General features: G+C 41.2%; 12 protein-coding genes and 1 pseudogene. 11 read left to right on the top strand and 2 right to left on the bottom strand.

Annotated features, from left to right (window positions below):
* Nucleotides 1–80: 80 nt before the first annotated feature.
* Nucleotides 81–287, top strand: a pseudogene (locus QZ565_RS05155) (IS3 family transposase); the annotation flags it as partial.
* A gap of 61 nt (nucleotides 288–348) precedes the next feature.
* Here the strand turns inward: QZ565_RS05155 and QZ565_RS05150 are convergent.
* Nucleotides 349–1,074: a 16S rRNA pseudouridine(516) synthase gene (locus tag QZ565_RS05150; RefSeq protein WP_295526485.1), complete on the bottom strand. Its 726-nt coding sequence runs from the start codon at nucleotides 1,072–1,074 to the stop codon at nucleotides 349–351.
* Nucleotides 1,075–1,235: 161 nt separating this feature from the next.
* Here QZ565_RS05150 and typA point away from each other — a divergent pair, with 161 nt between their 5' ends.
* The 7 genes from typA (at nucleotide 1,236) to pyrE (ending at nucleotide 8,741) form a co-directional block, all read left to right on the top strand.
* On the top strand, nucleotides 1,236–3,077 hold the full coding sequence (gene typA, locus QZ565_RS05145; RefSeq protein ID WP_000164111.1) for a translational GTPase TypA: 1,842 nt from the start codon (nucleotides 1,236–1,238) through the stop codon (nucleotides 3,075–3,077).
* Nucleotides 3,078–3,096: 19 nt separating this feature from the next.
* Entirely contained in the window at nucleotides 3,097–3,351 is a 255-nt protein-coding gene (locus tag QZ565_RS05140) for a DUF3165 family protein (RefSeq protein WP_000262657.1), read from the top strand.
* A 114-nt stretch (nucleotides 3,352–3,465) separates the two neighbouring features.
* A complete protein-coding gene (gene murD / locus QZ565_RS05135) occupies nucleotides 3,466–4,818 on the top strand; it encodes a UDP-N-acetylmuramoyl-L-alanine--D-glutamate ligase (protein WP_295526474.1) in 1,353 nt (450 codons plus the stop codon).
* Between the two features lies 1 nt (nucleotide 4,819).
* On the top strand, nucleotides 4,820–5,878 hold the full coding sequence (locus QZ565_RS05130; protein ID WP_295526472.1) for a UDP-N-acetylglucosamine--N-acetylmuramyl-(pentapeptide) pyrophosphoryl-undecaprenol N-acetylglucosamine transferase: 1,059 nt from the start codon (nucleotides 4,820–4,822) through the stop codon (nucleotides 5,876–5,878).
* A gap of 9 nt (nucleotides 5,879–5,887) precedes the next feature.
* The gene (locus QZ565_RS05125; protein ID WP_295526469.1) at nucleotides 5,888–7,141 is read left to right on the top strand and encodes a cell division protein FtsQ/DivIB; all 1,254 of its coding nucleotides are present in this window, start codon (nucleotides 5,888–5,890) and stop codon (nucleotides 7,139–7,141) included.
* 232 nt (nucleotides 7,142–7,373) lie between these two features.
* Nucleotides 7,374–8,075, top strand: coding sequence for an orotidine-5'-phosphate decarboxylase (pyrF, locus tag QZ565_RS05120; RefSeq protein ID WP_125409369.1), 702 nt, complete (start codon nucleotides 7,374–7,376; stop codon nucleotides 8,073–8,075).
* A 33-nt stretch (nucleotides 8,076–8,108) separates the two neighbouring features.
* The gene (gene pyrE, locus QZ565_RS05115; RefSeq protein ID WP_049510631.1) at nucleotides 8,109–8,741 is read left to right on the top strand and encodes an orotate phosphoribosyltransferase; all 633 of its coding nucleotides are present in this window, start codon (nucleotides 8,109–8,111) and stop codon (nucleotides 8,739–8,741) included.
* 50 nt (nucleotides 8,742–8,791) lie between these two features.
* On the opposite strand, the gene QZ565_RS05110 is transcribed toward pyrE, so the two are convergent.
* Entirely contained in the window at nucleotides 8,792–9,415 is a 624-nt protein-coding gene (locus QZ565_RS05110; RefSeq protein WP_000483067.1) for a cysteine hydrolase, read from the bottom strand.
* 253 nt (nucleotides 9,416–9,668) lie between these two features.
* Here QZ565_RS05110 and QZ565_RS05105 point away from each other — a divergent pair, with 253 nt between their 5' ends.
* The 3 genes from QZ565_RS05105 to QZ565_RS05095 all read left to right on the top strand — a co-directional run bounded on the left by QZ565_RS05105 (nucleotide 9,669) and on the right by QZ565_RS05095 (nucleotide 11,042).
* Nucleotides 9,669–10,229, top strand: coding sequence for a TetR/AcrR family transcriptional regulator (locus QZ565_RS05105; RefSeq protein WP_000111604.1), 561 nt, complete (start codon nucleotides 9,669–9,671; stop codon nucleotides 10,227–10,229).
* A gap of 172 nt (nucleotides 10,230–10,401) precedes the next feature.
* Entirely contained in the window at nucleotides 10,402–10,716 is a 315-nt protein-coding gene (locus QZ565_RS05100; RefSeq protein ID WP_002880183.1) for a hypothetical protein, read from the top strand.
* Between the two features lie 20 nt (nucleotides 10,717–10,736).
* Nucleotides 10,737–11,042, top strand: a complete 306-nt coding sequence (locus QZ565_RS05095; RefSeq protein ID WP_165442212.1) for a hypothetical protein — start codon at nucleotides 10,737–10,739, stop codon at nucleotides 11,040–11,042.
* Nucleotides 11,043–11,105: the final 63 nt, after the last annotated feature.

Raw genomic sequence — 11,105 nt, 5'->3', positions numbered from 1 at the left:
CAAAAGTTAGACACAACTCTGACTCTGAACTGCACCCCAAAAGTTAGACAGAAAAAATCTAACTTTTGGGGTGTTTTATTATGAAATTGAGTTATGAAGATAAAGTTCAGATCTATGAACTAAGAAAACAAGGACAAAGCTTCAACCTGCTTTCAAAAAGATTTGGAGTGGATGTTGCTGGTCTAAAGTACATGGTGACATTAATTGACCGTTATGGAATAGAAATCGTTAAAAAAGGGAAGAATCGTTACTATTCCCCAGAATTAAAACAAGAAATGATTGATAAATTTTTCCTTGTAGGTTGATTACAAATAAGAAAACGAGCTTGGATGTTTCCGAGCTCATTTTTTAACCACTTTTTCTGAGTAAGTCACGAATGCTTGTCAACTCTTGTGAGTTTAGGGGACGGTAGTCTCCTTCTTGAAGATTCTGCTCTAAGCTCCAAGGTCCAAAACAGGTACGTTTGAGGGAGGTCACCTTGACACCAACCGAGAGGAACATTTTCTTGACCTGATGAAATTTTCCTTCTGAAATGGTAATAGAGGCTTGACTGAAGGAAGGACTTGCAGATAGAATCTCTAGTCTTGCGGGTTTACAGACAGTACCATCTAAAAAGACAATTCCCTTTTGAAAGGCTTGGATATGGTCAGGTGTCAGAAGTCCATTAACCTCAACTCGATAAGTCTTATCGACATGATATTGGGGATGGAGGAGCTGAAAGCCCAAGGGTCCGTTATCGGTCACGAGGAGGAGTCCTGTCGTATCTCGGTCCAGTCGGCCGACGGCATAGAGCTTGTCAGACTGGATGTCAGGCGAAAGGAGGTCCATGATGGTTGGAAGTTCCCTGTCTTTATTGGCTGTAACGACACCAGCAGGTTTATGAAGCATAAGGTAGGTGTGCTCATAGCCTTGAATGATTTGGTCTTGAAAAAGGAGTTCTTGTAGTCCTGTATCGATATTTTGGGCTAGGGAGCGGGCTGGGCAACCATCGACTAGAATTTCTCCTTTAAGTAAGGCTTGTTTCATGGCCTTTCGGCTGATTTTTTCTTTGGCTAATAAATTATCTAAACGCATACTGTGCCTATCTTATCATAAGTCGCTTGCTTTGAAAAGGCTTGACGTGAAAAGAAAAGCAGAGTGAAAACATTTACACTTGCTTGAGTTATGTTATTTACTTGAAAATATGGTATAATCGTTCAGTTAGAAAATAAATTTTGAATATTATAGAGGAAATCATGACAAAATTAAGAGAAGATATCCGTAACATTGCGATTATCGCCCACGTTGACCACGGTAAAACAACCCTCGTTGACGAATTATTGAAACAATCAGAAACGCTTGATGCACGTACTGAATTGGCCGAGCGTGCTATGGACTCAAACGATATCGAAAAAGAGCGTGGAATTACCATCCTTGCTAAAAATACAGCCGTTGCCTACAACGGAACTCGTATCAACATCATGGATACACCAGGACACGCGGACTTCGGTGGAGAAGTTGAGCGTATCATGAAAATGGTTGACGGTGTTGTCTTGGTCGTAGATGCCTACGAAGGAACCATGCCACAAACTCGTTTCGTATTGAAAAAAGCTTTGGAACAAGACCTTGTCCCAATCGTTGTTGTTAACAAAATCGATAAACCATCAGCTCGTCCAGCTGAAGTAGTGGACGAAGTCTTAGAACTCTTCATCGAACTTGGTGCAGATGACGACCAGCTTGATTTCCCAGTGGTGTATGCTTCTGCGATCAACGGAACTTCTTCATTGTCAGATGATCCAGCTGACCAAGAAGCGACTATGGCGCCAATCTTTGACACAATTATCGACCATATCCCAGCTCCAGTAGATAACTCAGATGAGCCTTTGCAGTTCCAAGTGTCACTTTTGGACTACAACGACTTCGTTGGACGTATCGGTATCGGTCGTGTCTTCCGTGGTACTGTTAAAGTTGGGGACCAAGTTACCCTTTCTAAACTTGACGGCACAACTAAAAACTTCCGTGTTACAAAACTCTTCGGTTTCTTTGGTTTGGAACGTCGTGAAATCCAAGAAGCAAAAGCAGGTGACTTGATTGCCGTTTCAGGTATGGAAGATATCTTTGTCGGTGAAACCATTACTCCGACAGATGCAGTTGAAGCTCTTCCAATCCTACACATCGATGAGCCAACTCTTCAAATGACTTTCTTGGTCAACAACTCACCATTTGCTGGTAAAGAAGGTAAATGGGTAACTTCTCGTAAGGTGGAAGAACGCTTGCAGGCAGAATTGCAAACAGACGTTTCCCTTCGTGTTGACCCAACTGATTCACCAGATAAATGGACTGTTTCAGGACGTGGAGAATTGCACTTGTCAATCCTTATCGAAACAATGCGTCGTGAGGGATATGAACTTCAAGTATCTCGTCCAGAAGTTATCGTAAAAGAAATCGATGGTGTTAAATGCGAACCATTTGAACGTGTTCAAATCGACACTCCAGAAGAATACCAAGGATCTGTTATCCAAAGCCTTTCTGAACGTAAGGGTGAAATGTTGGATATGATTTCAACTGGTAATGGTCAAACTCGTTTGGTCTTCCTTGTTCCAGCGCGTGGTTTGATAGGATACTCAACTGAGTTCTTGTCAATGACTCGTGGTTACGGTATCATGAACCATACCTTCGACCAATACTTGCCATTGATTCCAGGCGAAATTGGTGGTCGTCACCGTGGTGCCCTTGTTTCTATCGATGCTGGTAAGGCTACAACTTACTCAATCATGTCTATCGAAGAACGAGGAACAATCTTTGTTAACCCAGGTACTGAGGTTTATGAAGGAATGATTATCGGTGAAAACTCTCGTGAAAATGACTTGACAGTTAACATCACTAAGGCGAAACAAATGACTAACGTTCGTTCAGCTACTAAGGACCAAACAGCTGTTATCAAGACTCCTCGTATCTTGACACTTGAAGAGTCTCTTGAGTTCTTGAACGATGATGAGTACATGGAAGTAACGCCTGAGTCAATCCGTTTGCGTAAACAAATCCTTAACAAGGCAGAGCGTGAGAAAGCTAACAAGAAGAAAAAATCAGCTGAATAAGAGCTAGAAAGAGATAAAGATGGTTTATTTAATCATAGGAATCCTCTTATTACTACTCTATGTATTTGCGACACCAGAAAGCATTAAAGGGACAGTCAATATCGTCCTTGTCGTCTTTGCTTTCGTAGCACTTTTGATTTTGCTGATGCTGTCTGTCCTGCAAATCTTTCAGCTACCGACAGAATTCTTTATCGCAATCGCCATGCTCTTCCTAGCATACTTTAGCTTGCGAGATATTACCCTCATGTCGGTCCATAAAAGTAAAAGAAGATAAAAAGAGAGTTTCGGCTCTCTTTTTGCTTGTTAGAATGCTGAATCTGAGCATTTTCATTTAGAATTATTTCCATAAAAATGGTAAAATAGTAAGAGTAGAAATGGAGTTCGAGACATGAAAGTAATAGATCAATTTAAAAATAAGAAAGTCCTTGTTTTAGGTTTGGCTAAATCTGGTGAATCTGCAGCTCGTTTGTTGGACAAGCTAGGTGCCATTGTGACAGTAAATGATGGGAAGCCTTTCGAGGACAATCCAGCTGCCCAAAGTTTACTGGAAGAAGGGATTAAGGTTATCACAGGTGGCCATCCTTTGGAACTCTTGGATGAAGAGTTTGCCCTTATGATGAAAAATCCAGGCATCCCATACAGTAATCCCATGATTGAAAAGGCTTTGGCCAAGGGAATTCCAGTCTTGACTGAGGTGGAATTGGCTTATTTGATTTCTGAAGCACCGATTGTTGGTATTACCGGTTCAAATGGTAAAACAACCACAACGACCATGATTGGGGAAGTTTTGACTGCTGCTGGGCAACATGGTCTTTTATCAGGAAATATCGGCTATCCAGCTAGTCAAGTGGCACAAACTGCGTCAGACAAGGACACGCTTGTCATGGAACTTTCTTCTTTCCAACTCATGGGTGTGCAAGAATTCCATCCAGAGATTGCGGTTATTACCAACCTCATGCCAACTCATATCGATTATCATGGTTCTTTTGAGGAATATGTAGCAGCCAAGTGGAATATCCAGAACAAGATGACAGCGGCTGATTTCCTTGTCTTGAACTTTAACCAAGACTTGGCAAAAGAATTGGCAAGCAAAACACAAGCTACTGTTGTTCCGTTTTCAACACAGGAAAAGGTTGATGGAGCTTATTTGGAAGATGGCCAGCTCTACTTCCGTGGAGAAGTGGTCATGGCAGCTAGTGAAATCGGAGTTCCAGGCAGTCACAATGTGGAAAATGCCCTTGCGACGATTGCAGTAGCCAAGCTCCGTGGCGTGGACAATCAAACCATTAAGGAAACTCTTTCAGCCTTTGGTGGTGTCAAACACCGTCTCCAATTTGTGGATGAAATTCAGGGTGTGAAATTCTATAATGATAGCAAGTCAACCAATATCTTGGCGACTCAAAAAGCCTTGTCAGGATTTGACAACAGCAAGGTCATCTTGATTGCAGGTGGTTTGGACCGTGGCAATGAGTTTGATGAATTGGTGCCAGACATTACTGGACTTAAGAAGATGGTCATCCTCGGTCAATCTGCTGAGCGTGTCAAACGGGCAGCGGATAAGGCTGGTGTCGCTTATGTGGATGCGACAGATATTGCAGATGCGACTAGCAAGGCCTATGAGCTTGCGACTCAAGGAGATGTGGTTCTTCTCAGTCCTGCCAATGCTAGCTGGGATATGTATGCTAACTTTGAAGTACGTGGCGACCTCTTTATCGACACAGTAGCGGAGTTAAAGGAATAATATGAAAAAAATTGTCTTTACAGGTGGGGGGACGGTTGGACACGTGACCCTTAACCTTTTGTTAATGCCCAAGTTTATCGAAGATGGCTGGGAAGTCCACTATATCGGGGATAAGCGTGGTATTGAACACCAAGAAATCCTCAAGTCAGGTCTAGATATCACCTTCCATTCCATTGCGACTGGGAAATTGCGTCGTTATTTCTCTTGGCAAAATATGCTGGACGTCTTCAAAGTTGGTTGGGGAATTGTCCAGTCACTCTTTATCATGTTACGACTTCGTCCACAGGCTCTTTTTTCAAAGGGAGGCTTTGTCTCAGTACCGCCTGTTATCGCAGCGCGTGTATCAGGAGTGCCTGTCTTTATTCACGAATCTGACCTATCTATGGGCTTGGCCAATAAAATCGCCTATAAATTTGCGACAAAGATGTATTCAACCTTTGAGCAGCCTGCTAGTCTTGCAAAAGTTGAGCATGTGGGAGCTGTAACCAAGGTTTCAGATCAAAAAACTTCAGAACCAGATGAATTGGTGGATATCCAAACCCACTTTGATCCTAAATTGCCAACGGTATTGTTTGTCGGTGGTTCTGCAGGAGCTCGTGTCTTTAACCAATTGGTGACAGATCATAAGCAAGAACTGACAGAGCGCTACAATATTATCAATCTCACTGGAGATTCTAGCCTCAATGAGTTGAGTCAAAATCTCTTTCGTGTTGATTATGTGACGGATCTCTATCAACCCTTGATGGAGATGGCAGATGTGGTGGTGACCCGTGGCGGTGCCAATACGATTTTTGAGCTCTTGGCCATGGCGAAACTCCATCTCATCGTACCATTGGGTCGTGAAGCAAGTCGAGGAGACCAGATTGAAAATGCGGCTTACTTTGTTAAGAAAGGCTATGCAGAAGAACTTCAAGAAAGTGACTTGACCTTGGAAAGCTTGGAGGAGAAACTCAGTCACTTGCTTAGTCACAAGGATCAGTACCAAGCTAGCATGAAAGCTTCGACTGAATTGAAATCTCTTGCAGATTTTTATCAATTGTTGAAAAAAGATTTATCATAAGGAAAGTAAATGTCAAAAGATAAGAAAAATGAGGGCAAAGAAATCCTCGAAGAATTTAAAGAGTTATCAGAATGGCAGAAACGAAACCAAGAATACCTAAAAAAGAAGGCTGAGGAAGAGGCGGCCCTAGCTGAGGAGAAGGAAAAGGAAAGACAAGCTCGAATGACTTCAAAATCTGAAAAGTCAGATGCAACCGAGGACCAAGAGGGTGAATCTGATCCAAAAGACCCAAAATCAGCTAAGGAAGAGTCTGAAGAAAAAGTAGAAGAGTCAGAAGACGTTAAAAAAGAAGTAGTCAAAGAAGAACCAAAATCCAAAGAGCTAAAGAAACAGAATAAACAGGATAAAAAAATAGAGAAAAAGCCTGTAAAGGAAAAACCGGTCAAACCGAAAATTCCAGGAGTTCATATCTGGCGGGCTATCTCGATTTTGTTTCTCAGTCTGATTTTATTGATTGTCTCTGCTTATTTGCTCAGTCCTTATGCGACCATGAAGGATATTCGTGTTGAGGGAACAGTGCAAACTACAGATGATGATATTCGACAGGCTTCAGGCATTCAGGATTCGGATTATACGATTAACCTTCTGCTAGATAAGGCAAAATATGAAGAGCAGATCAAGTCTAACTATTGGGTTGAATCAGCTCAGCTTGTCTATCAATTTCCAACCAAGTTTACAATCAAGGTCAAGGAATATGATATTGTGGCCTACTATGTTTCTGGAGAAAGTCATTATCCAATCCTTTCAAGCGGTCAGCTTGAGACCAGTGCGGTAAGTTTGGTGAGTCTGCCAGAAACTTATATATCAGTTCTCTTTAATAACAGCGAACAAATCAAAGCCTTTACGTCAGAACTTGCTCAAATTAGTCCAGAACTCAAGTCGGCTATCCAGAAGGTGGAATTAGCCCCAAGCAAGGTGACATCAGATCTAATTCGATTGACTATGAATGATTCGGACGAGGTCTTGGTTCCTCTATCTGAAATGAGTAAGAAACTGCCATATTACAGTAAGATTAAGCCACAATTGTCAGAACCGAGTGTGATTGACATGGAAGCTGGAATTTACAGTTACACTGTGGCGGATAAATTAATTATGGAGGCTGAGGAAAAAGCCAAACAAGATGCTAAGGAAGCTGAGAAGAAACAAAAAGAGGAAGAGAAGAAAAGACTGGAAGAACAGCAGAATAAACTAGAAGAGGAAAGGAAAAAGCTGGAGGAAGAGGGCAATCAAAACCAAACGACCCGACGTTCATCGCGTCGCTAGGTTTACCTTTTCTTCTATAGCTCTTTAGTTGCCATGTTTTTACTTGACAAGTGTTAGTAGAAATAATAGAATAGTAAAAAACCTTTAAAGCAGTCCAGAGAGGCAGCTAAGGTTAGACGGTGAAAGGGTGGAGACTACCCATTTTTCGTGGAACCTTGCTGTTGGCAGGTTCCTTTTTTCGTGGCTTCTGTTGCCCAGACTCTCTCACTAGCAAAGGTAAAAGGAGAAACCTATGCGAGAACATCGTCCAGTCATTGCTCTTGATTTTCCTAGTTTTGAGGCGGTCAAGGAATTCTTAGCTCTTTTTCCAGCAGAAGAAAGCCTTTATCTTAAGGTAGGGATGGAGCTTTATTACGCAACGGGGCCTGAGATTGTGTCTTACTTGAAAGGCCTGGGGCACAGTGTCTTTTTGGATCTCAAGCTGCATGATATTCCCAATACAGTCAAATCAGCTATGAAGGTCCTGTCTCAGCTTGGTGTGGATATGACAAATGTTCATGCTGCTGGGGGTGTAGAGATGATGAAGGCTGCGCGTGAAGGTCTTGGAAGTCAAGCCAAATTGATCGCTGTCACTCAGCTCACATCAACCTCAGAAGCTCAGATGAAGGATTTTCAAAATATCCAAACCAGTCTGCAGGAGTCAGTGATTCATTATGCCAAGAAGACGGCTGAAGCGGGATTAGATGGTGTTGTTTGCTCGGCTCAGGAAGTGCAACTCATCAAGCAGGCCACCAATCCAGATTTTATCTGTCTGACACCGGGCATTCGTCCAGCAGGTGCTGCAGTTGGAGACCAAAAACGCGTGATGACACCTGCTGATGCCTATCAAATCGGTAGTGACTATATCGTAGTGGGACGTCCCATTACCCAAGCTGAGAATCCTGTTGCAGCTTATCATGCCATCAAGGATGAATGGACACAGGACTGGAATTAAAGAACTAGATTAGAAAAACAAAAGGAGAAGACCATGACACTTGCTAAAGATATCGCTAGCCACCTCTTGAAAATTCAAGCAGTTTACCTCAAACCAGAGGAGCCTTTCACTTGGGCATCTGGTATCAAGTCGCCAATTTACACGGATAACCGTGTGACATTAGCCTATCCAGAAACTCGTACCCTCATTGAAAATGGCTTTGTGGAAGCTATCAAAGAAGCCTTTCCAGAGGTAGAAGTGATTGCAGGAACTGCAACAGCAGGGATTCCACACGGAGCTATTATTGCTGATAAGATGAACTTGCCATTTGCCTACATCCGTAGCAAACCAAAAGACCACGGAGCTGGTAACCAAATCGAAGGCCGCGTAGCTCAGGGGCAAAAGATGGTAGTGGTTGAAGACCTTATTTCAACAGGTGGTTCTGTTCTCGAGGCCGTGGCAGCAGCCAAGCGAGAAGGAGCAGATGTGCTTGGAGTTGTAGCGATTTTCAGCTACCAATTGCCAAAAGCAGACAAAAACTTTGCAGATGCTGGTGTTAAGCTGTTAACACTTTCTAACTACAGTGAACTCATTCACCTAGCTCAAGAAGAAGGTTACATCACACCAGAAGGGCTCGACCTTCTAAAAAGCTTTAAAGAAGACCAAGAAAATTGGCAAAATGCTTAAGACATAGAAAAACAGGTAGTCACTAGGATTACCTGATTTTGTTTTTAATACTAAAGTTGAGCGATAACTTCCTCAGTTGTCAAAACTTGGTTGGCAATGTAGCCGTAGTTTGTTAGTGCAGCTTGGTAGGCTTCTTCACCTGGAGCACCGACAGCATCGTTAACAACAATGACATTGTAGCCTAATTCTATGAGTTCACGCATGTGTGAATCCACGCAGAGATTAGCATTCATACCAGCCAAGATGACGGTGTCGATACCATTTTTGCGGAGTTGAAGGTTAAGGTCGTTGCTTTCTGGGCCAAAGATTTTATGTCCGTTGACAACAATAGTATCTTCATCCAAAAATGGTTTAATCTCTTCAATCATATCTGCTCCAGAGCCTTCTGGAATTGCTGAATACTGGCTATCACGCCAAAACATTTCGTTTTCAATCATCATCGTTTCACCAGCAGCTTTAAATTGCCACTTGTGATCGTGTGGATAGAAGTAGTGCGGTGAGATAAAACGCTTGTAGCCACGCTCTTTAGCAAGAGCGAAAAGCTTTGTCAGATTTTCAATAGTATTAACTTTTTCAAGAACATCTTTAGTTGCTCCGAATCCTTTACCAGTAGATTTTAAGAATTCAACTTGCGGGTCTGTGATAACAAATGCGACATTTTTCTGATTGAACATGAGGTTCCTCCTAATATGATTTGATTAACAGCCAATAGGAATTTAGACTGTTAGTTTGATGATTTTCCAAATGGTAGTTTTAGTTACATACTGACCGTTCGGTACAATTATAATAACATCTAGAATTGAATTTGTAAATCAATTTGCTCAGAACAAAAATTTTAATGATAAAACAGTGGCAAAAGGAGGTGGTTTCAATTGTTTGGTCTCAGACTCTGAATCTGCTATAATAGGAAAAAAGAGAGGTGAGCAGATGAGCGTTAAAGAGCGTATTTTACAAAGTGCTGAGGAATTGATTTATCAGAAGGGTTATGATGCCACCTCCATCAGTGACATCATGGAGGTGGCTGATGTTGGCAAGGGGCAGCTTTATTATTATTTCAAATCTAAGAAGGAAATTGGTTTGACGGTCATTCAAGATATTTTAGCAAAGTGGCGAAAAGAGCTTTTTGAAGATATTTTTGAAGCAGACAAGTCTGACAGTGACAAGTTTTCGGATATGATTGACTGGGTTTGTCAATTTCATGAAAGTCAGACAGTCTTTTATGGTTGCCCAATTGGTAATCTGATTGTGGAATTGTCCACAGAAGATGAGAACTTCCGCTGTCCTCTCAATGATTTTATGACCCAGTGGACAGAGAAGTTAGCCAGCCTCTTGCAAGACCTGCATGCTGACTGGTCAGAAGAACGGTCGCAGTTGCAGGCCCGTCAAGTCATCTCCAGTATTCAAGGCAGCATTGTCATTCTCAAAGTCAGCCAAGACATCCAAGTTTTGGAAAATAATATGACGGATTTGAAAAAGAATTATTGTTAATTTTTAGCCGAAGAATTAAAAGTATGTTAATTTATGGATTGTGGTTAGAGGTAAGAATGACAACAGATATTAAAACTGAAATTGGTCATAGAGTAAGACAGAAACGTGAACGTCACAAATTGACGAGAGAAGAGGTCTGTGGACAGAAGCTGACTTAATAATCAAACAGCTGATGCGTACTGAGCTTGGGCAATCCTTGCCAACAATTACTAAGTTACAATATTTATCTAAGCGATTAGAAGTTCCGATAGATACTTTTCTTGAAAATAAAGAACTAGCTCTTCCTGAGGAAGAGTTGCTGAGTCTAGACTTGATTGAAAGAATATTAGACTTGATAAGAACAGGGACAGGTAGTTTCGCTGAAGATATTTTTGATGATTATTTTAAGCAAGTAACACTAAAGCAAGTTTACACATTCAATGATTTACTATTAATTGATTATTTTGCTATGCAATGTCAAGACTTGATTTATAGAAGAGAGCATTAGATGATTTTCGGATTAAGTTGTTGAAACAGCAATTAGTTAGTGATGAAATGTATAATGTAGAGCTACTATCAGTTCTTTGTGCCATAGCGGTTGTTTATGTTGTTCATAATGACTATAAACATATGATATCTCTAGTAAAAAAGATGAATGAAATTTTATCAGTAACAACGTTGCAAGTCTATAAACCTGGAATTTCAGTATTTGAAGCTAAGTGCTATCTTTATTTTGAAAATGATAAAAATAAAGCAAAGGAACTTTATCACTCAGCAACTATACTAGCTGAACAATTTGATGATAAAGTATTAGAAAATGAAAAGATTATTTGAATTTCCATAACTTAAGAAAGTTCATCATTTTTACTTATCGCTGTAACATGATTGAACGTATGA

The sequence above is a fragment of the uncultured Streptococcus sp. genome (genome assembly GCF_915066115.1).
Classification (GTDB): domain Bacteria; phylum Bacillota; class Bacilli; order Lactobacillales; family Streptococcaceae; genus Streptococcus.
This window is presented reverse-complemented; position numbering and strand designations above follow the sequence as displayed.